General features: G+C 63.6%; 23 protein-coding genes and 1 riboswitch. Of the genes, 9 read left to right on the forward strand and 14 right to left on the reverse strand.

Annotated elements, in window-relative coordinates:
* Window positions 1-12: 12 nt before the first annotated feature.
* The 8 genes from bluB to ttcA form a co-directional block, all read right to left on the reverse strand.
* A complete protein-coding gene (gene bluB, locus PVA39_RS12855; protein ID WP_274124383.1) occupies window positions 13-663 on the reverse strand; it encodes a 5,6-dimethylbenzimidazole synthase in 651 nt (216 codons plus the stop codon).
* A complete protein-coding gene (locus tag PVA39_RS12860; RefSeq protein ID WP_274124984.1) occupies window positions 660-1,976 on the reverse strand; it encodes a cobyrinate a,c-diamide synthase in 1,317 nt (438 codons plus the stop codon). Before PVA39_RS12860 ends, bluB begins: the two co-directional genes overlap by 4 nt.
* Window positions 1,977-1,981: 5 nt before the next feature.
* A complete protein-coding gene (gene cobO, locus PVA39_RS12865; RefSeq protein ID WP_274124384.1) occupies window positions 1,982-2,617 on the reverse strand; it encodes a cob(I)yrinic acid a,c-diamide adenosyltransferase in 636 nt (211 codons plus the stop codon).
* Window positions 2,618-2,745: 128 nt separating this feature from the next.
* A riboswitch (cobalamin riboswitch) is annotated at window positions 2,746-2,971 on the reverse strand.
* A gap of 68 nt (window positions 2,972-3,039) precedes the next feature.
* Window positions 3,040-3,567 carry a C40 family peptidase gene (locus PVA39_RS12870; RefSeq protein WP_274124385.1) on the reverse strand — a complete coding sequence of 176 codons (528 nt, stop codon included), beginning with the start codon at window positions 3,565-3,567 and terminating at the stop codon, window positions 3,040-3,042.
* 135 nt (window positions 3,568-3,702) lie between these two features.
* Window positions 3,703-4,338, reverse strand: a complete 636-nt coding sequence (locus PVA39_RS12875) for a C40 family peptidase (protein WP_093503340.1) — start codon at window positions 4,336-4,338, stop codon at window positions 3,703-3,705.
* A 54-nt stretch (window positions 4,339-4,392) separates the two neighbouring features.
* Window positions 4,393-5,172, reverse strand: coding sequence for an NAD-dependent deacylase (locus PVA39_RS12880; RefSeq protein ID WP_274124386.1), 780 nt, complete (start codon window positions 5,170-5,172; stop codon window positions 4,393-4,395).
* Complete coding sequence (locus PVA39_RS12885; protein ID WP_274124387.1) at window positions 5,172-5,891, reverse strand: DNA-3-methyladenine glycosylase I; 720 nt, start codon at window positions 5,889-5,891, stop codon at window positions 5,172-5,174. Before PVA39_RS12885 ends, PVA39_RS12880 begins: the two co-directional genes overlap by 1 nt.
* A gap of 22 nt (window positions 5,892-5,913) precedes the next feature.
* A complete protein-coding gene (ttcA, locus tag PVA39_RS12890; protein ID WP_274124388.1) occupies window positions 5,914-6,738 on the reverse strand; it encodes a tRNA 2-thiocytidine(32) synthetase TtcA in 825 nt (274 codons plus the stop codon).
* Between the two features lie 142 nt (window positions 6,739-6,880).
* Here ttcA and PVA39_RS12895 point away from each other — a divergent pair, with 142 nt between their 5' ends.
* On the forward strand, window positions 6,881-7,459 hold the full coding sequence (locus PVA39_RS12895; RefSeq protein WP_274124389.1) for a DNA-J related domain-containing protein: 579 nt from the start codon (window positions 6,881-6,883) through the stop codon (window positions 7,457-7,459).
* Between the two features lie 82 nt (window positions 7,460-7,541).
* Window positions 7,542-8,036 (forward strand): SprT family zinc-dependent metalloprotease, encoded by a 495-nt coding sequence (locus tag PVA39_RS12900; protein ID WP_274124390.1) that lies wholly within the window; start codon window positions 7,542-7,544, stop codon window positions 8,034-8,036.
* Window positions 8,037-8,038: 2 nt separating this feature from the next.
* On the opposite strand, the gene PVA39_RS12905 is transcribed toward PVA39_RS12900, so the two are convergent.
* From PVA39_RS12905 to PVA39_RS12920, 4 genes are all read right to left on the reverse strand, one after another.
* Entirely contained in the window at window positions 8,039-8,926 is an 888-nt protein-coding gene (locus PVA39_RS12905; RefSeq protein ID WP_093503328.1) for a chemotaxis protein CheV, read from the reverse strand.
* A gap of 79 nt (window positions 8,927-9,005) precedes the next feature.
* Complete coding sequence (locus tag PVA39_RS12910; RefSeq protein WP_093503326.1) at window positions 9,006-9,242, reverse strand: glutaredoxin family protein; 237 nt, start codon at window positions 9,240-9,242, stop codon at window positions 9,006-9,008.
* 58 nt (window positions 9,243-9,300) lie between these two features.
* Window positions 9,301-10,428, reverse strand: coding sequence for a DUF5610 domain-containing protein (locus tag PVA39_RS12915; RefSeq protein ID WP_274124391.1), 1,128 nt, complete (start codon window positions 10,426-10,428; stop codon window positions 9,301-9,303).
* Window positions 10,429-10,525: 97 nt separating this feature from the next.
* Complete coding sequence (locus PVA39_RS12920; protein ID WP_274124392.1) at window positions 10,526-11,734, reverse strand: ammonium transporter; 1,209 nt, start codon at window positions 11,732-11,734, stop codon at window positions 10,526-10,528.
* Window positions 11,735-12,103: 369 nt separating this feature from the next.
* Here PVA39_RS12920 and PVA39_RS12925 point away from each other — a divergent pair, with 369 nt between their 5' ends.
* The 6 genes from PVA39_RS12925 (at window position 12,104) to PVA39_RS12950 (ending at window position 16,960) form a co-directional block, all read left to right on the forward strand.
* Complete coding sequence (locus PVA39_RS12925) at window positions 12,104-12,433, forward strand: DUF883 family protein (RefSeq protein ID WP_075930724.1); 330 nt, start codon at window positions 12,104-12,106, stop codon at window positions 12,431-12,433.
* A 12-nt stretch (window positions 12,434-12,445) separates the two neighbouring features.
* On the forward strand, window positions 12,446-12,832 hold the full coding sequence (locus tag PVA39_RS12930) for a phage holin family protein (RefSeq protein WP_274124393.1): 387 nt from the start codon (window positions 12,446-12,448) through the stop codon (window positions 12,830-12,832).
* Window positions 12,829-13,158, forward strand: coding sequence for a hypothetical protein (locus PVA39_RS12935; RefSeq protein WP_274124394.1), 330 nt, complete (start codon window positions 12,829-12,831; stop codon window positions 13,156-13,158). Before PVA39_RS12930 ends, PVA39_RS12935 begins: the two co-directional genes overlap by 4 nt.
* 84 nt (window positions 13,159-13,242) lie before the next feature.
* Entirely contained in the window at window positions 13,243-14,397 is a 1,155-nt protein-coding gene (locus PVA39_RS12940; RefSeq protein ID WP_274124395.1) for an EAL domain-containing protein, read from the forward strand.
* Window positions 14,398-14,513: 116 nt separating this feature from the next.
* Window positions 14,514-15,845, forward strand: coding sequence for a deoxyguanosinetriphosphate triphosphohydrolase (locus tag PVA39_RS12945; RefSeq protein WP_274124396.1), 1,332 nt, complete (start codon window positions 14,514-14,516; stop codon window positions 15,843-15,845).
* A 2-nt stretch (window positions 15,846-15,847) separates the two neighbouring features.
* Entirely contained in the window at window positions 15,848-16,960 is a 1,113-nt protein-coding gene (locus PVA39_RS12950; RefSeq protein WP_274124397.1) for an FUSC family protein, read from the forward strand.
* 52 nt (window positions 16,961-17,012) lie between these two features.
* Here PVA39_RS12950 and PVA39_RS12955 read toward each other — a convergent pair whose 3' ends face one another.
* On the reverse strand, window positions 17,013-17,357 hold the full coding sequence (locus PVA39_RS12955; protein WP_013790960.1) for a YggL family protein: 345 nt from the start codon (window positions 17,355-17,357) through the stop codon (window positions 17,013-17,015).
* Window positions 17,358-17,576: 219 nt separating this feature from the next.
* Between PVA39_RS12955 and dacB the strand changes: the two genes are divergently transcribed.
* Window positions 17,577-19,055 carry a D-alanyl-D-alanine carboxypeptidase/D-alanyl-D-alanine endopeptidase gene (gene dacB, locus PVA39_RS12960; protein ID WP_274124398.1) on the forward strand — a complete coding sequence of 493 codons (1,479 nt, stop codon included), beginning with the start codon at window positions 17,577-17,579 and terminating at the stop codon, window positions 19,053-19,055.
* A gap of 91 nt (window positions 19,056-19,146) precedes the next feature.
* Here dacB and rlmKL read toward each other — a convergent pair whose 3' ends face one another.
* Window positions 19,147-21,387, reverse strand: coding sequence for a bifunctional 23S rRNA (guanine(2069)-N(7))-methyltransferase RlmK/23S rRNA (guanine(2445)-N(2))-methyltransferase RlmL (gene rlmKL, locus PVA39_RS12965; protein WP_274124399.1), 2,241 nt, complete (start codon window positions 21,385-21,387; stop codon window positions 19,147-19,149).
* Window positions 21,388-21,399 lie beyond the last annotated feature (12 nt).

Raw genomic sequence — 21,399 nt, forward strand, 5'->3', positions numbered from 1 at the left:
GGACGGCTCTCGTTATTCATGGTGATCCCAGCGATCCTCGAACAGCAGCTCGTGCAGCGGCCGTACCTGCGCCCAACCTTCCTGGGCCAGCATCGGCGCCGGGTAAAAGGCCTGCACCGGCCCCAGGCAGAGCACCGCGACCGGCTTGCTGCCCGGCGGCATGCCCAGCAGCTCGGCCAGGGCGACGGGGTCGAACAGCGACACCCAGCCCATGCCCAGGCCTTCGGCGCGGGCCGCCAGCCACAGGTTCTGGATCGCGCAGGACAGCGAGGCCATGTCCATTTCCGGCAAGGTGCGCCGGCCGAACACATGGGCCTCGCGGCCTTCCATCAAGGCCGCCACCAGCACTTCGGCGCAATCGCGAACGCCCTCGACCTTCAGCCGCATGAACTCGTCCGAACGTTCGCCCAGTGCCTCCGCAGTCAGCTGGCGTTCGCGCTCGACCAACTGGTAGATGTCTTCTCGCAGCGCCGGCCGGGTGATGCGGATGAAACGCCACGGCTGCATCAGGCCGACGCTGGGCGCCTGGTGCGCCGCTTCGAGCAGGCGGGCGAGCAAGTCGGGCGCGACCTCGCCGCCGCTGAAATGGCGCATGTCGCGGCGCTCGGCAATGGCGCGGTAGACCGCGGCGCGCTCCTCGGCGCTGAAGGCGTGCGCGGTCATGGACGAAACAACGCCGCAGCGGCTGGCGGATTAGAAGGCAGGTAGAAATGGATGTAGGACGCGGTCAGGCGCTCAAGTCGGAACACCGCCTCGCTAACCGGCTTGTCGTTCGGGCAGTCCCCACGGGCCAGCGGCTGCAGCGCAGAGTCCAGGCGCGAGTGGTGGTAACTGTGCCCGCGCAGCACGCCCTCAGGCAGTTCGACGCTCTGCAGGGCCAGGGCGACCAGGCGCTTCTGCATCTGCGCAGTTCCCGGCAGCAGACCGGCCAGTTCGGCGCGCTCGCCAGCGACATCGCTCAGCGACTCGAGCAGATACAGCATGCCACCGCACTCGGCGAGCAGCGGTTTGCCGGCCTGCTGATGCGCCTTGATCGCGTCGATCATCGGCCGATTGGCGGCTAGCGCCTGCAGATGCAACTCCGGGTAGCCGCCTGGCAGGTAGAGGCTGTCCACGTCAGGCAGTGCCTTGTCGGCCAGCGGGCTGAAGAACGTCAGCGTTGCGCCCATCTGCTCGAGCAGGTCGAGGTTGGCCTGGTAGATGAACGCGAAGGAAGCATCAAAGGCCACCCCGATGCATACGCCAGCGAGCAGCGGCGCCAACGGTTCGGTCAAGGGCGCGGCGAAGGTCACCGGCGGCGGCAGCGTGATCGTCGCCGTCTGCTCCAGGGCGTCGGCCGCGGTATCCAGGCGCGTATCGAGGTCGGCGAGCTCGCCAGCCTGCACCAGACCGAGGTGCCGGCTAGGCAGTTCGATGGCCGCACTGCGTGGCAGCGAGCCATACCAGCGGATCGATGCCGGCAGGCTGTCACGGATCAGGTCGTTATGGCGACCCGGATTGACGCGATTGCCGAGAACGCCTGAGAACGGCAGGTCAGGCTGGTAGTTGGCCAGGCCGACGGCCAGGGCGCCGAAGGTCTGGGCCATGGCCGAGCCATCGATCACCCCGAGCACCGGCACACCGAAACGGCGCGCCAGGTCAGCCGCCGACGGCGAGCCGTCGAACAGCCCCATCACGCCTTCGATCAGAATCAGATCGGCCTCGCCAGCGGCTTCCCAGAGCAGGCGGCGGCTCTCGGCTTCGCCGACCATCCACAAGTCCAGCTGATAGACCGGGTTGCCGCTGGCGCGGGAAAGAATCATCGGATCGAGAAAGTCCGGCCCACACTTGAACACCCGCACGCGCTTGCCTTGCCGGGTGTGCAGGCGCGCCAGGGCAGCGGTGACGGTGGTCTTGCCCTGCCCCGAAGCCGGCGCGGCGATCACCAGGGCCGGGCATTGCCGTGGCGCCCCAGGCTCGGCGGAAAGCGCATCTATCGTGCTCAAAACTCCACGCCCTTCTGCGCCTTCACACCGGCCTTGAAGGCATGTTTGACCAAGGTCATTTCGGTCACCGTGTCGGCCGCTTCGAGCAGCGCCGGCGGTGCGCCACGACCGGTCACCACGACGTGCTGCAACTCCGGGCGCGACTCGATATCGCGCAGCACCACGTCCACGTCCAGGTAGCCGTGCTTGAGGGCGATGTTCAGTTCGTCCAGCACCACCAGAGCGATCTGCGGATCGTTCAGCAGCTGCCTGGCTACATCCCAGGCCAGGCGTGCCTTCTCGATATCACGCTGGCGATCCTGGGTATCCCAGGTGTAGCCCTCGCCCATCACGTGGTAGCTGACTTCATCGGGAAAACGACGGAAGAAGTGCTCCTCGCCGGTGGCCATGCCGCCCTTGATGAACTGCACCACGCCCACCTTCAGGCCATGGCCGAGCGCGCGGGCAACCATGCCGAAGGCCGAACTGCTCTTGCCCTTGCCGTTGCCGCTGTGCACCAGCAGCAAGCCGTATTCGTCCTGGGCCTGGGCGATCTTTTCGTCCATCAGCGCTTTCTTGCGCGCCATGCGGGCGTTGTGGCGCGCGTCGCGCTCGGCCGATTCGCGGCTGGGGGATGGGGTCGATTCGCTCATGGGATCTCCTCGGCGCCAGCAAGCTCGCGCGGTTCGAGCACGTATCGGTGCCCGACGATAAAAACGATCACGCAGGAGCAGGCAGGGCTGGCCCTGGGGCCGCGCACCGGCCGCGCCCACCGCGCAACCTAAGGAAAAAGCGACAGGCCGGTCTCCGGGCTCACGAGTGCCGCGTTCAGAGAACACGACGAACCACGCCGCCTTCCCGCATCGAAGATGCAGTGGCCAGAAGCATGGTTGGGCTCGTTTACCGTTGCGGGGGCAGCGTCGGCATTGCTCGCTTGCAGGCAGCGCACCGACTTCCCAGTTTCACCCCTGACCGAGACCAGGGACACCTGAAGCAGGTCGCAAAGGGTAAGGACTGACGGCATAAGCGTCAATCGGAGAGTCGGCCATGGCGCGCTGCTCTGAGCGACGACGCCTCAGGGATGACTGGCGAGCTCCACCGGAAAAACGCGCTTGGCCTCGATATAGGTACGCTGCCAATAACTGTTGCCTAGACTGTCCAGGCGTACGGTGCCGCCCGAGGACGGCGCATGCACGAAGCGGCCCTCACCGACGTAGATACCGGCATGGCTGACCTGCCGGCCACCGTTGGTTGCGAAGAACACCAGATCACCACTGCGCAGAGAATCGCGGCCGATGGTCGGCGCACGCATGCTGATCAGCTCGCGGGTCGAGCGTGGCAGCTTGATGCCTGCTGCATCGCGGTACACATAGCCGATCAGGCCGCTGCAATCGAAACCGCCATCAGGCGTGTTGCCACCGTAGCGGTATGGGGTGCCCACAAGCCCCAGAGCGCGAAACAGCACATCGTCCGCGCCACCCTGGTAGGCACCAGGCGCAGGCATTACGACAACGGGTTGCGGGGTGGGTGCGGGTGCTCGACCGGAACAGGCACTGAGCAGTGCTGCAAGCAGGAGGAAGGCGATGCGGATGGTGGCAGTCATGGACGGACGATCCTGGAGCCTGAATGCGCCCTACTCTGCCGCGTTCGCAACTGCAGTGCAAGCTTTAGCTTTGCACTGCATTCGCTTGAAAACATTCAAATTGTTGCTCGACCGACCTGATCGGGCGACGATCGATCAATGCTGGGAGGCCAGATTCTCGGTCGGCGCCAGCGCCAGAACGCGCTTGGCTTCGATGAACGTACGCTTCCAGTAGCCGTCATCCAGGCTGTCGATGCGCACGCCACCGCTACGGCGGCTGGAGGAATGGATGAACTGATCATCACCCAGGTAGATGCCAGCATGGCTGACGCGGCCACGCCCGGCGGTACTGAAGAACACCAGATCACCCGGCTTGAGCGCCTTGCGGTCGACCAGTGGCGCATCGATTTTGATCATCTCGCGAGTCGAGCGCGGCAGCTCCATACCCAGCTCCTCGCGGAACAGGTAGCCGATGAAACCGCTGCAATCGAAACCGGTTTTCACCGACGTGCCGCCGAAACGGTAACGTGTGCCGATCAGGGATATGCCCTTTTCCAGAACACTGTCCGCCAGTTGCGGCAACTCGTAAGGCGCACCATTGGAGAAATCGGCAACGACATCGTCTTCGCCGGAGTCATTTTGTTCGACGGCCGGCGCAACTACCACTGGCCTGGCAGGCAATGAAGCCTGGGCCTGAGGCGTGTCGATTTGAGATTGCGTTGCATGGTTAGCGCAGGCGGCGAGAACCATTGTGAGTGCGAGAGGCACGAGGGGTGCGAAGCGTTTGCGCATGGGCACGACCGTGGCATGGAAATTGATCAGCCGCGACTATGCCCGCGAACGGGTTCATTTGCAAATTTTATGATCAGCAATGTGACCCAGTAGTTCCGGAAAAACATCTAAGGCCCGTTCTTCCAGCCTGAAGTCAACCAGTGCACTGACTTCCGTGTGCGACAAATTGACCTCGACCGTGACCTTGCCCGAACGGCGCGCCTGTCGCAACGGCTCGGCTATATAAGGAAAGCTGGCGCTGGTTCCGACACTGATCACCAGGTCGAAGCCCTCCTGCAATTGCCCATATAGACGCTCCACGGCCATCGGCGGCAGCCGCTCGCCAAACAGCACCACGGGTGGCCGCAACACCCCGCCGCAGGCCACGCACCGTGGCGGCAGGGGGTGCTGCAGATGCTCGCCCAACCGCTCGTCGGCTTCCCGGCAAACCTGGCAATACAAGGGCGCCAATTCACCGTGAATCTCGATCAGCCGATCCGCGGGGCTGCCGGCCAGGCGATGATAGCCGTCGATGTTCTGGGTCAGCACCCAGCAACCCGGCTTGAGCGTCTGCAGCTCGGCAATCGCCCGGTGGGCGGCATTGGGCTGGGCGCCCAGGCAGGCACTGCCAAGCTGCGCCAGGTACTTCCAGCACAGCGCCGGATCGCGGCGCAGCATGTCGCCAGACATCGCCACTTCGATCGGCACACCGTCATCGGTATGTTCGTTGTAAAGGCCGCCGATGCCGCGGTAGGTCGGCAAGCCGGAATCGGCCGATATTCCCGCCCCGGTGATGATCAGGATGCGCTGCGCGTCGATGAACGCCGTCACCAGGCGCTGCAATTGCGCCGCCATCAATGATTGACCGTGTGCGCCAGCATCACCGAAAGCTGGCACATCGGCCTGCCGCTTTCTGCATGCCACTGATTGAAGGCGGCCTGCACTGCCGCCCGGTCGCGCTGGCTATTGGGCGCCTTGTCGATGATCTTCTGGGCCTTGAGGGCGGCGACCATGTCATCGCTGGGGATGAAGGTATCCTTGCCGACCATGCGCAGGAAACGCGGTGCGGAAAGCCCGCCCAACTGGCTGCCCTGCTTGGCCAGCCAGTGCCAGAGACCGACGACATCGGTCACCGGCCAATCGGCGATAAACCCGCCAAAGGCGAAACCTGGCTGCGGCGTGCTGGCCTTCACGGCAGCAGCAGGCCCGCTCAGCGCACCACGTTCGACGTCGAGGATGAACTGCGCATTGCGCGGCACGCTCTTGAGCTTGCCCAGGTGGCGAATCAGCCGCGCATCCTGCATCAGCCGCTCCAGGCGCTCGCCACCCATCAGCACGACCTTTTCCGGATCGAAGCCGAAGAACACTTCCTCGAAGGCCGGCCATTTGGCGTCGACCAGGCTGTGCTTGAGGCCAGCGCGGAAGATGCGCAGGCTCATGATCGACAGGTAACGATCATTGCCCAGCGCACGCAGCTTTTTGTCCGAAACCGGCTGCGGCAGGCGCGCCTCGAGTGCCTCGAGCGAGCCGAAGCGGTTAACGCAGTACTCATGCATCCATCGGTAGTCTTGCATCGATTGGGGTCAGCTCTCGAAATTACAGGTTCATCACGTTCAGAAAGCGCGGCGTGGCCTGCTCGTCAATCTTCAAACTGGCGAAATCGAACAGGTTGCGGTCGGCCAGCTGCGAAGGCACCACGTTCTGCAAGGCGCGGAACATGATCTCGGTACGCCCCGGCGACTTGCGTTCCCACTCCTGCAACATGTCCTTGACCACCTGGCGCTGCAGGTTCTCCTGGGAGCCGCACAGGTTGCACGGGATGATCGGAAATTCCTTGAGCGTGCTGTAGGCCTCGATGTCGGCCTCGCTGCAGTATGCTAGCGGGCGAATCACCACGTTGCGGCCATCGTCGGCACGCAGCTTGGGTGGCATGGCCTTGAGCGTGCCGCCGTAGAACATGTTCAGAAAGAAGGTCTCGAGGATGTCGTCGCGGTGGTGCCCCAGGGCCATCTTGGTCGCACCGATCTCATCGGCGAAGGTATACAAGGTGCCACGGCGCAGACGCGAGCATAGAGAGCAGGTGGTCTTGCCTTCCGGAATCTTTTCCTTGACCACCGAATAGGTATCCTTCTCGACGATGTGGTACGCCACGCCGATGGATTCCAGGTACGCCGGCAGCACGTGCTCGGGGAAGCCCGGCTGCTTCTGGTCCATGTTCACGGCGACGATCTCGAAGTTGATCGGCGCGACCTTCTGCAGGTAAAGCAGGATGTCGAGCATGGTATAGCTGTCCTTGCCACCGGACAGACAGACCATGACCTTATCACCCTCCTCGATCATGTTGAAGTCGGCGATGGCCTCGCCGGCCTGACGACGCAGGCGTTTTTGCAGCTTGTTCTGATTGACCGAGAGGGTGCCCATGGCGCGCAAGAATCCGCTATAAGTACTGAAGCCGCACATTTTACCCAGAAAACGACGCGCACCCCAGCTACAAAACGGCTAACCGTCGGCCTGCCGGCGAAACCGGCCAGCAACGCACCTTCTCATCGACCAAGGAGAGCCGATGAACCAGGAAACCTTACCCGGCAGCCGGCTGCTCGATTTGCTGGAGGCCGCGCCCGACGGGCTCTCCGAGTACGAACTGATGCTACGCCTGAGCCGCTGGGAGGGTCGTGATGAGCGCCTGCCCAGCGACACCCTGGAACTGTTTCGCAGCCACTTCCTGCTCTTCCACACGCTGTACCGTCTGCGCGACGAACTACACGCCGAGGGCCGCGCGTCGTTGCAGATCAGCCCGCTATGCATCCGCCTGCTGCCTTATCAGGCCGCAGAGAGTGCCTTGAGCGAGCCGGAGCCGCTGCGCGAGTACTACCTCGACCTCACCCATTTGCGCGACACCGGCGCCGAGGATGTCGAGCAGATGCTCGGGGTCTTCTGGGTGCGCCTGCACGGCGCCGAAGATCGGCAGCAGGCCCTGGCGGCGCTGGAGTTCGACGAGCAGGCTGGCGAGCTCGATCTGGGCGTCATCCGCCAGCGCTACCGGCAGTTGGTGAGCCTTCATCACCCGGACCGAGGCGGTTGCACGCAGCGCCTGCAGCGCATCAACAGCGCCATGGAAACGCTGCAGCGCTACTACCGCTGAGCCTTACCGCTCGGCTCATGGCCCTGCAGCGGGCGCCGATCTGCGGCATAATCGGCTCCAGTTACCCGCCCCTGAAGCCGTCATGCCCGATCAGATCCACGCCCGCGTCGAAGCCTGCTACCAGCAGGCGGAAACCTTCTTCAAGCGGCGCTTCGCCCGCCCGCAGGTGAGCTTCAAGCTACGCGGGCAAAAAGCTGGCGTTGCCCATCTCACCGAAAACAAGCTGCGCTTCAACCCGCAGCTGTATCGCGAGAATCAGGAAGACTTCCTGCGCCAGACCGTCGCCCACGAAGTGGCTCACTTGATCGCCCACCAGCTGTTCGGCCTGAGCATCCAGCCCCACGGCGAGGAGTGGCAGTTGATCATGCGCGGCGTCTATGAACTGCCGCCGCACCGCTGCCACACCTATGAAGTGAAGCGCCGCCAGGTCAGCCGCTTCATCTACCGTTGCCAGTGCCCGCAAGGCGAATTTCCTTTCTCCGCCCAGCGCCACGCGCTGGTGTCCAAGGGGCGCCGCTACTTCTGCCGGCGCTGCAAGATCACCCTGCAGTTCACCGGTGAGCAGCGCGTCGAATAACGTCAGCCATTCAGGCGCTGAAAGGCGCGCAGCAGCGCCTGGCTGAGGTCGACACTGGAGAATTTGGTCAGTACGTCGTTGGCGCCTACCGAGCGGGCCTTCTCGGTGTTCATGGTGCTATCCAGTGAGGTGTGCAGTAACACGTAGGTATCGGCCAGCTGGCTGTCCTTACGGATTTGCTGAACCAGGGCGTAACCGTCCATTTCCGGCATTTCGATATCCGAGACCAGTACCTCGACAGGTCGCCCCTCCTCGCGGGCGCTCCTAAGCACGTCGAGGGCACTGGCCGCGCTGCGTACGGCCTCGCAATCGAGATCCAGCTTGCGTAGGGTCATCAGGGTCTGCTGAATGGCCACCTGAGAGTCATCGACGACCAGCACGCGGCGCCCCTGCAAAAGCTGTCGCTCGGCTGGGGTGAGCAATTCCTCACTAACCTCTTCCAGCGGCGCCGGGGCGATTTCATGTAGCACCTTCTCAATGTCGAGAATCTGCACGATTGAGCCGTCAATCTGCGTCACCCCAGTAATAAAGGCGCGAGAACCGGCCCCCGAGGGGGGCGGACGCACATCGCGCGTCGAACACTGCACGATGCGTTCGACGCTGTGCACGTGCAGGCCCTGCCGCGAGCGGCTCAACTCGGTGACGATCAGGCAACCATCACCATCATCGCTGCCACCGCGCTCGCCAATCGCACGAGCCAGGTCGATAACCGTCAGCGCCGAGCCACGCAGTGTAGCGACGCCGCGTACATGGGGATGACGGCTGGGCATCTTAGTCAATGCTGGACAGGGAATGATCTCGTTGACCTTGAGCAGGTTGATGCCCAACAGGCGGCCATTGTGCAGACGAAACAGCAGCAGCGACAGCGCGTCGCCGAGCACCATGTTCATACCCGTGATTCCCCATGCAAAAACTTTAAAAAGTGGCCTGACTCTAAAGCGCCGGGCTCGTTGCTCTAGATGGCAGTTGTCACTGCAGAAACGCGGCGACCTGCGACGCCTCGAACGGCCAATGGAGCTCGGCGCCCGTATCCATGCGGCGCAGAACAGGGATGATCAGCGCATAGCGCTCCATTAACCCAGGCTCGTCGGCGATATCCAGCAATTCGACCAACAGGCCGTTTTCCACGAACGGCATCAAGACCGCCTCTGCGTAATCACACAGATGACAGCCGAGAGTGCCGAGCAGCCGGCATTCGGGAAGCATGATTGAGGCAACCTGCGAAGGTAACTAGAGTCGCAGTTTAGCACTTTGCCATGCCGGATCAGGCTTTCTCGATACCCTCGCCCGATTGCGGTGTCAGCGTCGAACTCAACAAGCCCTGCAGGCCATCAAGCAGACGACCATTGACCTGCTCGGCCTTCTCGAGCCGGCCGGCATCGAAGCGATCGTCCAGCGAGAAGCCGCCCTTGAGCAGGTCCTGCAATAATCCCTTGCCATCACTGACCCAGGCATTGGCCGTACGCAATGCGTCGAGCAGGCCCTGGGCATAATCGGTCAGCGCACCGTTGGTTGCGCTGGCTGGCTGCCCACCTTGATTCGATACGGCGCCGTAAGTATCGGTGGCTTGGCGCACGCTGGTCTGGGTCAGCCGCAGCGACATGGAGGCCAGCTGCGAGCTGTCCATATCCAGCGCCATAGCGCGGTCGAAGGCTCCAGCCATGTCGCCAGAATAGAAAGAATTGGACAGATCCTGCACCTGGCTGAAAAGTTTGCCGAGCGCGGCTTTTTCCTCATCATCCAGCTCACCCTCAACCTCCACCTGCCACCCGCCGATCTGCAGGCTGCCGGATTGGCTGTTCGCGCCCTCGGTACGTGACCAGGCCGCAGATGCTTGAGCCACCGATACGCGTAAGCGGTCGCCATCGCGGGTGGTGATGTTGAGTTCGAAACTTTCCGCTACCGCGGCGAAGCGATCGCTGGAGGTGGGCGTCACGCCGTTGCCCTCGCCTGCACTCGGCACCGAGCCATAAAGCTTGTCGAGGCCGGCGAAGCCTTGCTGAATGCGCTTGAACGTGTCGTCGATATCGCTGGCGATCTTGTCCTTGAGCACACCCATGCCGTCGAGGATCTTGCGCGCCTCGTCGAAGCCTTTCTGCACACCGGAACGCGCCTGGTCGAGCAGCTGCTGCAATTTCTCGGGGCTGGCGCCAGACGCCGCCTCGCTCTTGAGCCGTTGCTCGACGAAGCCCATCACGCGATCGGCGACCTTCTCCGGCGAGAAATCGTCCTGTTTTGCCGTCAGCGAGCCCGGCGGCAGGCCGAGGCGTTCAGCCAGACGGTTCGACAGCGCTGCCTGGGCGTCGGCCGCATTGCGAATGGTGGTGGGCTGACCGCCGAGTTGTGGCGAGCGGCCTGTCGTGTTGGTCGACAGCGGGATTGAGATAGCCATGGCAAGTCACCGAAACGGGAGCATGTCCAAGGTTGACGGCAGCCCTTGGCAAAAGTTTAGGGCTAGCAGTCAACCAATCGACCGGGCGGCTCGCGCATCAATCCTGGCTTACCGAGCCAATCTTGTGAATCGACAGGTCGGCGCCGTAATACTCCTGCTCCTGGCTCAGGCGAATGCCTACCACCTGCTTGAGCAATCCATACACCGCAAAGCCGCCAAGCAGCGCCACGGCGACGCCAGCCAGGCTACCCACCAACTGGCTGGCGATGCTCACGCCGCCCAGACCGCCCCACAGCGGCTGGCCGAAGATGCCGCAGGCGATACCACCCCAGACGCCACACAGGCCGTGCAGCGGCCAGACGCCGAGTACGTCATCTATCTTCCATTTAACCTGTGTCGCGGTGAAGGCCCAGACAAACAGCGCACCGGCGATGGCGCCGGTGGCCAGGGCGCCCACCGGATGCATCAGGTCGGAGCCGGCGCAGATGGCGACCAGCCCGGCCAGCGGGCCGTTGTGTAGGAAGCCCGGGTCATTGCGGCCGACGATCAGCGCGGCCAGGGTGCCGCCCACCATCGCCATCAAGGTGTTGACGGCCACCAGGCCGCTGATGCTGCCCAGGGTCTGTGCGCTCATCACGTTGAAGCCGAACCAGCCGATGATCAGCACCCAGGAACCCAGTGCCAGGAAGGGAATGCTCGACGGCGCCATGGCCACCAGGCGGCCGTCGCGGTAGCGGCCATCGCGGCGCCCCAGCAGCACCACCGCGGCGAAGGCCAGCCAGCCGCCGACGCCATGAACGACCACTGAGCCGGCGAAGTCGTGGAACGGTGCACCGAAGGTCGTCTGCAGCCAGGCCTGGAAACCGAAGTTGCCGTTCCAGATCATGCCTTCGAAGAACGGGTAGACGAACGCAACGATCAGGGCGGTGGCGCACAACTGCGGGCCGAAACGCGCACGCTCGGCGATGCCCCCGGAAATGATCGCGGGAATCGCTGCCGCAAAGGTCAGCAGGAAGAAGAATTTCACCAACGCGTAGCCGTTACCCTCGACCAGAACGCTGGCCGGATGCAGGAAGCTGACCCCATAGGCTATCCAGTAGCCCACGAAGAAATAGGCGACGGCCGAGATCGCGAAATCCGAAAGAATCTTGGATAGCGCATTGACCTGATTCTTCTGCCGTACGGTGCCGACTTCCAGAAAGGCGAAGCCGGCATGCATGGCCAGGACCATGACGGCGCCGATCAGGATGAATAAGGTATTCGAGCCGTGAATCAGGGTTTGCACAGCACTGTCGAGGTTTTCCATCGAAGCACAGACTCCGCAGCGAAAAAGCACCAAAAAGGAACACCAGCCCAGCGAGAAGCACCATTTACAAGCACGCCATCTCGCGTCATTGCGCACCCGTTGGGAGCGGATCGGCATCACGGCGCTCCGTCGCCTCGCCTTTTCAAGACTTATTCTTGGTTTATCAAGTAGTTAACAAGGCACCAGAGAGATGCCAAGAAAGACGCCGAGCACCATAATCATGCATATCGGCCCGCCTCGCCGTTCGCCAATGCAATGCCTGTGCCCTCTGAGGCGGTCTCCGCGTCCATCCCGGCAGATAGAATGAACCTGCCAGGGGCGGGCCACTCGAACCCCTTACACCGCCCCATACCTACAGGAGATTGATCAATGGCCCGCCCACTCCCCTCGCGCCCCGTAGCTCCAGCCAACAAGGAAGAGCTGCTCGAAGAGTTCCAGGCACTGGTACGTGACACCGAAACCCTGCTGCAACATTCGGCCAGCCTGGTCGGCGATCAAGCCGAAGAGCTGCGCGCGCAGATCCGCGACAGCCTGGGCCGTGCTCGCACCACACTGAAGAACACCGAAGAAACCGTGGTTCAGCGCGGCCGCGCGGCCGTGGGTGCAACCGAAGACTATGTGCAGACCCATCCGTGGCAGACCATCGGCATTGCCGCTGGCATTGGTATACTGATCGGCATGCTCATTAGCCGACGTTGATCAGGACAGCACATGGATGACAGCCAGACAGCCGCACCTCCCAGCCGCGCCCCCTCGCCACGGCGCCTGGCCGGTGCACTGCTCGGGCTGGTTCATGGCCATGTCGCGCTGTTCAGCGAAGAGTTCCGGGAGCAGCAGGCGCGCACCGTCACCCTGCTGATCCTGACCGGCCTCTGCGTCCTGTTCGGCCTGCTGCTGATCATCGGTCTGTCGGCTGCGCTGCTGATTGGCTTCTGGGACACCCACCGCATTCTGGTCATCACCCTGCTCTGCCTGTTCTATGCAGCCGGCCTGCTGCTTTGCGGCTGGAGCCTGGTACAACGTATGCGTAATGCCCCGGCACCGTTCAGCGCCAGCCTCGAAGAACTGGCCCGCGACCGCGAGCAACTGCTGCCATGAGCGACAAGAATACGCAGGAACTGCGCAAGACCATGTTGCGGCTGCGCCTGGAAATGCATCGCCAGGAAATCCGCTATGAAACCCAGGTCATGCTGGAGCCGCTGCGCAAGGCCAAGGACCTGGGTAATCACTGGCGCCAGGAACTCAAGGGTAGCCACGCACCAATCTGGATCACCGGAGGCGTGTTCGCTCTGACCGTCTTGGGCATGCGCGGTGGCCAATGGCGACGCTGGCTACGCATGGCGCTCGCCGCGTTCCCTGACCTGCGCAAACGCTCGCCTGGTCATGAAAGCGAAAAGCCAGCAGAGAAATCCGATCAAGCCTGAAATTGGCCACCTTCTTGCTAGGAAAGAGCACAAAAAGCCTGGGTAACGCCTGGCTAACCTGCCCTTTCACTAAGGATGTGCCCGGTGCTCGACGGTCAACCCATCGCCGTCTTCCAACCCTTCATCGATACCGCTACCGGACAGATCGCCGGCATAGAGGCCCTGGCTCGATTGCGCGACGCCGTTGGCCGTCTGCATTCTGCAGGGCCGCTGTTCGCTGATCCGAAAACGCCCGCCGCGGCCTTGCGCAGGCTGGACCGAGCGATCCGTGAGCAGGCGTTCATGCGCTTTCGTCATGCGCCACCCGACTGGTTCCTGAGCGTGAACATTTCGCCACGCTGGATTGGTCGCCTGCGCCCACAGCAGGCGCTGCCGAGCCTCAAGCAGCTGGCGAGCAGTGGCGTCGATCCCACTCGCGTGGTGTTCGAGATCACCGAACTGGGCGGCGCCAGCCAGCGCCTGGCCGCAGTGGCCGCGCGCTACCGTGAGGCCGGCGTGCGTATCGCCATCGACGATTTCGGTGCCGGCTACTCGCAACTCGACCGTGTGCTGGCACTGCGCCCCGACATCCTCAAACTGGACATGCGCCTGTTTCAGGAAGCGGCCCGGGGCGGGCCCAGCGGCGAAGTGGTCAAGGCGCTGGCGATGATGGCGGAAAAGACCGGCTGCTGGATCATCGCCGAGGGCGTAGAGACCGAAGCCGAACTGCATTTCGCCCTGGAATGCGGCGCTCGCTACGTGCAGGGCTATCTGTTCGCCAGGCCGGAGCTGGAATTCTTCGACAGTGGCGCATTCGTCGAGTGCTTCGCCCGCCTGCGTGACGCCTATGTGCACAAGAAACTCGCCGACCGCATGCAGCTGATGACCCTGCGCCGCCAGCTCGCCGAGCTGTTCACCCAGCTCAAGCACAGCCCCGATGGGCTTGCACCGACGGTGACGCCGGGCGCCTACCCCTGGCTGATTCGCCTGTATCAGTGCGACCGCCACGGCACGCAGATCAGCCCCAACCTGGAATGGCGCGACGGCGCCTGGCAGGCCGACGATCGCTACTTGGGCCACAACTGGTCATGGCGCCCCTACTTCTATCAATTGCTTGCCGAAGGCTGGGAAGAGCGCCGCTTGATCCTCTCCAACACCTACCGCGACGCCACCACTAACCAGTACTGCCTGACTGCCGGGCAGTTCATCGACAACGGCAGCCGCCTGCTGCTGGTCGACATCGACGCCAGTGGACTTTAGTGGATGCGGCCTTGCAGTTGCGGGACCGAACAGGGAAGCTAACGGACATTCGCGCATGCGCCGCCTTTGCAAGGCCGCACGCGCCCGACTCGTCGTATCCGGTAAAGGAAGCACGCTTGGACTGGCAAACCCTGCTCACCCGTGAACGTCTTGGCAAACCGGCGCCCAGCGCCGATGAACTGGGCCGCAGCCCCTTCCACAAGGATCACGACCGGATCATCTTCTCCGGCGCCTTTCGCCGGCTGGGCCGCAAGACCCAGGTGCATCCGGTGTCCAGCAACGACCACATCCATACCCGCCTGACTCATTCGCTGGAAGTCAGCTGCGTGGGTCGCTCCCTGGGCATGCGTGTCGGCGAGATGCTGCGCAGCGAACTGCCGACCTGGTGCGAGCCCAGCGATTTGGGCATGGTGGTGCAGTCCTCCTGCCTGGCCCACGACATCGGCAACCCGCCGTTCGGCCACTCCGGCGAGGACGCCATCCGCCACTGGTTCCAGCAGGCCGCGGGGCGCGGCTGGCTGGATGCCATGAGCGATGCCGAGCGCGGCGACTTTCTTAGCTTCGAAGGCAATGCCCAGGGCTTTCGCGTTCTCACCCAGCTGGAGTATCACCAGTTCGATGGTGGCACACGGCTGACCTACGCGACCCTCGGCGCCTACCTCAAATACCCCTGGACGTCGCGGCACGCCGAGGCGCTGGGCTACAAAAAGCACAAGTTCGGCTGCTACCAAAGCGAGTTGCCGCTGCTCGAGCAGATCGCCGGCAAACTCGGCCTGCCGCAGCTCGAAGAGCAGCGCTGGGCGCGGCACCCACTGGTCTACCTGATGGAGGCCGCGGACGACATCTGCTACGGCCTGATCGACCTCGAAGACGGCCTGGAAATGGAGTTGCTCGACTACGCCGAGGTGGAATCGCTGCTGCTCGACCTGGTCGGCGACGACCTGCCGGAAACCTATCGCCAGCTCGGCCCCCAGGATTCGCGGCGGCGCAAGCTGGCGATCCTGCGCGGCAAGGCCATCGAGCACCTGACCAACTCGGCCGCCCAGGCCTTCGTCGAACAGCAGCCTAGCCTGCTTGCCGGCCGCTTGGAGGGCGATCTGGTCGAGCACATGCACGGCCCTGCCAAGCACTGCGTGCAGGCTGCGAAGGCCATGGCCCGCGAAAAGATCTTTCAGGACAAACGCAAGACGCTGCACGAGATCGGCGCCTACACCACGCTGGAAATTCTCCTCAATGCCTTCTGCGGCGCGGCGCTGGAACAGCACGGCGGACGCACGCCGTCGTTCAAGAATCGGCGCATTCTCGACCTGTTGGGCCATAACGCACCCGATCCTCACTGGCCGTTGTACCGCTCGTTCCTGCGCATGATCGATTTCATCGCCGGCATGACCGACAGCTACGCCACCGAGATGGCGCGGGAAATGACCGGTCGCTCGAGTCCGGTCTGAGCATGCGCCAGGTGTTCAGGCAGTTGTTCAGTTGGCACGCCGGGCCACCCGCCTGGGGGCCGGCGGTGGTCGCCGGTCTGGGCTGTGCACTACCTCTGCTGCTCGGTCTGTTCAGCGCCCATCCGGGCTTTCTGTGGGCGTCGGTGGGTGCTTTCCAGGCGGCCCAGGCCAACCCGCTGCACCGCTTCGGCATGCTACGCATGCTGCTGCTCACCGGCCTGGGCGCCTGCAGCGCCGGCCTGGGCTTCTGGTCGGCGACCCACCCGCTGATCAGCCTGTCGCTGTTCGCCGCCTTCGGCCTGTTGCTGGCCTGGCTGCAGCGGTACGGCACCGAGGCCGGCAAGCTGGGTATCGGCCTGACCGTCTGCCTGTGCCTGGGGCAAGGCCAGTACGGCAGCAGCATGCTCAACAACCCCAATGCCATCGCCATGCTGTTCATGCTGGGCGGGCTGTGGGTAATGCTGCTGGCTTTCGGTTTGCGCGGCCTGCATGGCCTGCGCATGTGGCCGCACATGCCGCGCCTGATCAGCCTGCTCAAGGTGCTGCGACGGCATGCACATCGGCAGTCTCGCCAACAATGGGGCCTGTACGCCCTGGGCTGTACGGTGGCGGTTTCCATGGCCGGCTTGATCGTCAATCTGGCCCACCTGCAGCGCGGCTACTGGCTGACCCTGGCAGTGGTCACCACCCTGCAACTGGAATTCAGGGGCAGCCTGGTGCGCGCGTTGCAGGCGAGCATGGCCAGCCTGACCGCCGCCGGACTGCTGATCCTGTTCGGTCATAGCCTGCAGAGCCCGCCGCTGATGGTCGCCATCATGCTGCCGCTGATCATGCTCAGCCGCGCCCTGCAGGCCAACCACTACGGTCTGTTCGTGCTGCAGACGACGGTCTGCTTCGTGCTGCTCGCCGAAAGCCTGGCCAAGGACTGGCACCTGCCGCAGGTGCGCCTGTTCAACGTCACCCTGGGTATCGTGCTGACCCTGTTCATCGCCCTGCTGATGCACGGCTTGCGCCAATGGCTGGATAACCGCAACGCCGCCAGGCTACGAACCGCGGCAGCAGGCGAGCGAGCGCCGGCGCAGCAATCGGAAACAAAGGCAACGAACGACGAGTGACCCAGGGCGGGCACAAAAGAAAAGGGCCTCGAACGAGGCCCTTTGTCGTGGATCAGGAAGCCGAGTTGATCTCTTTTTCCGGGTACCACACGTCCAGGAGCGGGCTGACGCTGAAATCGACCAGCTCGGAGCGGCCTTTCAGCCAGGCTTCCACAGCGGCGCGTTGCTCTTCGCTGACCGAACCACGCTTGGCCAGGCACACCAGGCCGTAGTCGTCGCCGCCAACATAGCCCAGGCCATTGGCGTTCATCGCGTCGCTCAGGAAGGCATCGAGGAAGGCGTCGACCGCTTCATCGCTCAGGTCTTCCTTGAAATTCAGGTTCAGTTCGAAACCCAGCTCCTGAAACTCGTCCACACAGAGTTTCTTGCGCAGACGACGGGAACGATTGGTAGCCATGGGTATAAATCCTTGCAGAGTGATAACGCGCGGCACTCTACCAGTTTCGTGACAGCGATGCCCGCCAACTGGCGAAAAATCGGCCGCTGCCGTCGCCGAAGTAGCCCACGGCCAGCTGCAGCTGATCATTGACCATAAAATCCCGCAATCACGGCCCTTGGCGGCATGGTGATGGGGCATAATGCGCGGCATTGTCCCAAACCGCTGTGGGAGCTCGTAATGCGATTTTCCGTTGTACCTGCCGTTCGGAGGCTGCGCATCCTCCGCCCTCTGGCCCTCGCCTGTCTCGTTCTGCCCACCGCCCTGCCCGCCTACGCGGCGACCAACGCCACACTCCCCGAGGGCGTGGCCAAGAGCCTGAAGGCCAACAAGATCGGCCAGCAGTCGTTATCGGTGGTGACGCTGCCACTCAACGGTCCGGGCAACGGCACCATTTTCAATGCCGATGTGTCGGTGAACCCGGCCTCGACCATGAAACTGGTCACCACCTTCGCCGCTCTGGAACTGCTCGGCCCGACCTACCAGTGGAAGACCGAGTTCTACACCGACGGCCAGCTCAAGAACGGCGTGCTCAACGGCAACCTGTACCTCAAGGGCGGCGGCGATCCCAAGCTGAACATGGAAAAGCTCTGGCTGATGCTACGTGACCTGCGCGCCAATGGCGTACGCCAGGTGACCGGCGATCTGGTGCTGGACCGTGGCTACTTCGTACAACCGGACCTGCCGGCTTTCAACGATGACGGCGGCGATGCCAACAAGCCCTACCTGGTCACCCCGGATTCGCTGCTGGTCAACCTCAAGGCCCTGCGCTTCATCGCCCGCGCCGAGGACGGCAAGGTCAGCGTGGCCGCCGAGCCGCCCCTGGCCGGCCTGAAGCTGGACAACCAGGTCAAGGTACTCAAGGCCGGCAAATGCCCGGCCTGGCCGGACGTGCGCTACAACCCGGTGAAAGAATTCGACGGCACCCGGGTGATCGTTACCGGCCAGCTGACCGATGGCTGCAGCGCCCAGACTTACCTGTCGTTGCTCGACCATCCGTCCTACGCCGCCGGCGCGGTACGGGCGATCTTCAGCGAGCTGGGCGGCAGCATCCTCGGCAAGGACCGTCAGGCCGAAGTGCCGAAGAGCGCCACCCTGCTGGCCCGCGCCTTCTCGCCGGACCTGGTGGAGATCATTCGCGACATCAACAAGTACAGTAACAACACCATGGCCCGGCAGCTGTTCCTCAGCATCGGCGCCCAAAACCGCAACGAGGCGGACATCGACGATGCCCACGCCGCGCAGCGGGTGATTCGCGCCTGGCTGGCACGCAAGGGCATCACCGCGCCGCAGCTGGTCATGGAAAATGGTTCCGGGCTGTCCAGAGCCGAGCGCATCAGCGCCCGGGAAATGGGACGGATTCTGGAAGCGGCCTGGAAGAGCCCTTACGCGCCCGAGTTCCTCAGCTCGATGCCGATCGTCGCGCTGGACGGTACCATGCGCAAACGCCTGCGCAACACGCCGCTGGCCGGCCAGGCGCACATCAAGACCGGCACCCTGAACAACGTGCGCGCCATCGCCGGCTTCAGCCGCGACAACAACGGCAATGCCTGGGCCGTGGTAGCGATCCTCAACGACCCCAAACCCTGGGGCGCGTCGGTGATTCTCGACCAGGTGCTGCTCGACCTTTACAAGCAGCCGAAAAGCGCTGCCCGATAAGCGCCTGAGGCAGCCCGGGTCGAGCTAGGCGAAGCCTGGGAAAGCCTCCTGGGTATCGCTACGCTCAACCCAGGCTAAGGCTGTAACAGACTTACTTCGCCATGATCTTCCAGGCACGGTGGATCTTGGCGTTGCGAGCGAAGTCCGGGTCGATGGTCTCGGCGCTGATTTCCTCGACCCGATAACGGGCCGGCAACTGCTCGTCGAGCAGGAACTTGCGGAAGTTGTTGGAGAAGTACAGCACGCCACCCGGCGCCAGGCGCGCCATGGCCATGTCCAACAACTGGACGTGGTCGCGCTGCACGTCGAACACCCCTTCCATGCGCTTGGAGTTGGAGAAGGTCGGCGGATCGATGAAGATCAGGTCGTACTCGCCACGGTCATCGCCCAGCCAGCTCATCACATCGCCCTGCTCCAGACGGTTCTTGTCCGAGAATCCGTTGAGCGACAGGTTGCGCCGTGCCCAGTCCAGGTAAGTCTTCGACAGGTCGACGCTGGTGGTACTGCGCGCGCCACCCTTGGCCGCATGCACACTGGCCGTGGCGGTGTAGCAGAACAGATTGAGGAAGCGCTTGCCGGCCGCCTCTTTCTGGATACGCAGGCGCAGCGGGCGGTGGTCGAGGAACAGGCCGGTGTCCAGGTAGTCGGTGAGGTTGACCAGCAGCTTGATGCCGCCCTCCTTCACCTCCATGAACTGTCCCTGGGCCGCCTGGCGCTCGTACTGCTTGGTGCCGCTCTGGCGCTCGCGACGTTTGATCACCACCTTGCTCTTGTCGATACCGAGCGCCTGGGGAATCGCCGCCAAGGCATCGAACAGGCGCGCCTGGGCTTTCTCCGGGTCGATCGAGCGCGGTGCGGCATATTCCTGCACATGCACCCAATCGTGGTACAGGTCGACGGCCAGGGCGTATTCGGGCATGTCGGCATCGTACAGGCGGTAGCAGTCGACGCCTTCGCGCCGCGCCCACTTGCCGAGCTGCTTGAGGTTCTTCTGCAGGCGATTGGCGAACATCTGCCCGCCCTCGCTCAGGCGTGCCTGCTCGACCGGCGCCGGCTTGATCGGGTTGCCGTTGCGATTGAGCTTCGGCGCCTCGGCCTGCAGCTCGTTCTGCTCACGTTCGCGCTCGCGCTGCTCGGGCGTGCGGCGCTCGCCGGTGACGAACTGCTCGGGCTGCACCTTGATCAATAGCAATTTGCACGGCAACGCGCCGTTCCAGAACGAATACTGTTTGTGGCTGCGAATGCCCATGCGCTTGCCCAGGTCGGGGGCACCGGTGAACACCGCCGCCTCCCAGCCCATGCACGCCTGGCGCAGGCGCTCGCCGAGGTTCTGGTAGAGATACAGCAAGCTCGCTTCGTCGCCCAGGCGCTCGCCATAGGGCGGGTTGCTGATCACCAGACCTTTCTGATTCTGATCCGGGCGCGGCTCGAAGGTCGCCACTTCGCCCTGATAGACCTTGATCCAGTCGCTGAGCCCTGCACGGTCGATATTGTTGCGCGCCGGCTGAATCAGCCGCGGGTCGGCCTCGTAACCGCGAATCCACAGCGGTGGCTTGGCCAATCCCGCTGCGGCACGCTCCTCGGCCTCGGCACGCAGACGATTCCAGGTGGCCGGCACATGACCGAGCCAGTTGCTGAAGCCCCACTGCTCGCGCGTCAGGTTCGGGGCGATATCGGCGGCGATCATCGCCGCTTCGACCAAAAAGGTGCCCACACCGCACATCGGGTCCGCCAGGGCACCGCCCCCGGCGGCGATACGCGGCCAGCCGGCGCGGATCAGCACGGCCGCGGCCAGGTTTTCCTTCAGCGGCGCTGCACCCTGCTGCAGGCGATAACCACGCTGGTGCAGGCTGTGGCCGGAGAGATCCAGCGACAGGATCGCTTCGCCGCGATCCAGGCGCAGGTGCACGCGTAAGTCCGGGTTGAGCTTGTCCACCGACGGACGCGTGCCATCGGCCTGGCGCAGCTTGTCGACGATGGCATCCTTGACCTTCAGGGCGCCGAAATGGGTGTTATCGATGCCTGAGCCGTGGCCACTGAACTCCACCGCGAGGCTGCCACTGGGTTCCAGGTGCTCGAACCAGTCGACATTGAGCACACCTTCATAAAGGGTCTCGGCATCGCGCACCGGGAAACGTGCCAGCACCAGCAGCACGCGGTTGGCCAGACGCGACCACAGACACAGCCGATAAGCGGTTTCCATACTGGCCGTGCCACGAATGGCCGAAGTGTGCTCGCGAGCCTCATCCAGGCCCAGCGCCTTGGCTTCCTCGAGCAGCAGGCCTTCGAGCCCCTTGGGACACGTGAGGAAGAGTTCGTGTTGGTCCGACATCATAGATCCAGT

The organism is Pseudomonas sp. CNPSo 3701 (genome assembly GCF_028674975.1).
Taxonomy (GTDB): domain Bacteria; phylum Pseudomonadota; class Gammaproteobacteria; order Pseudomonadales; family Pseudomonadaceae; genus Aquipseudomonas; species Aquipseudomonas straminea.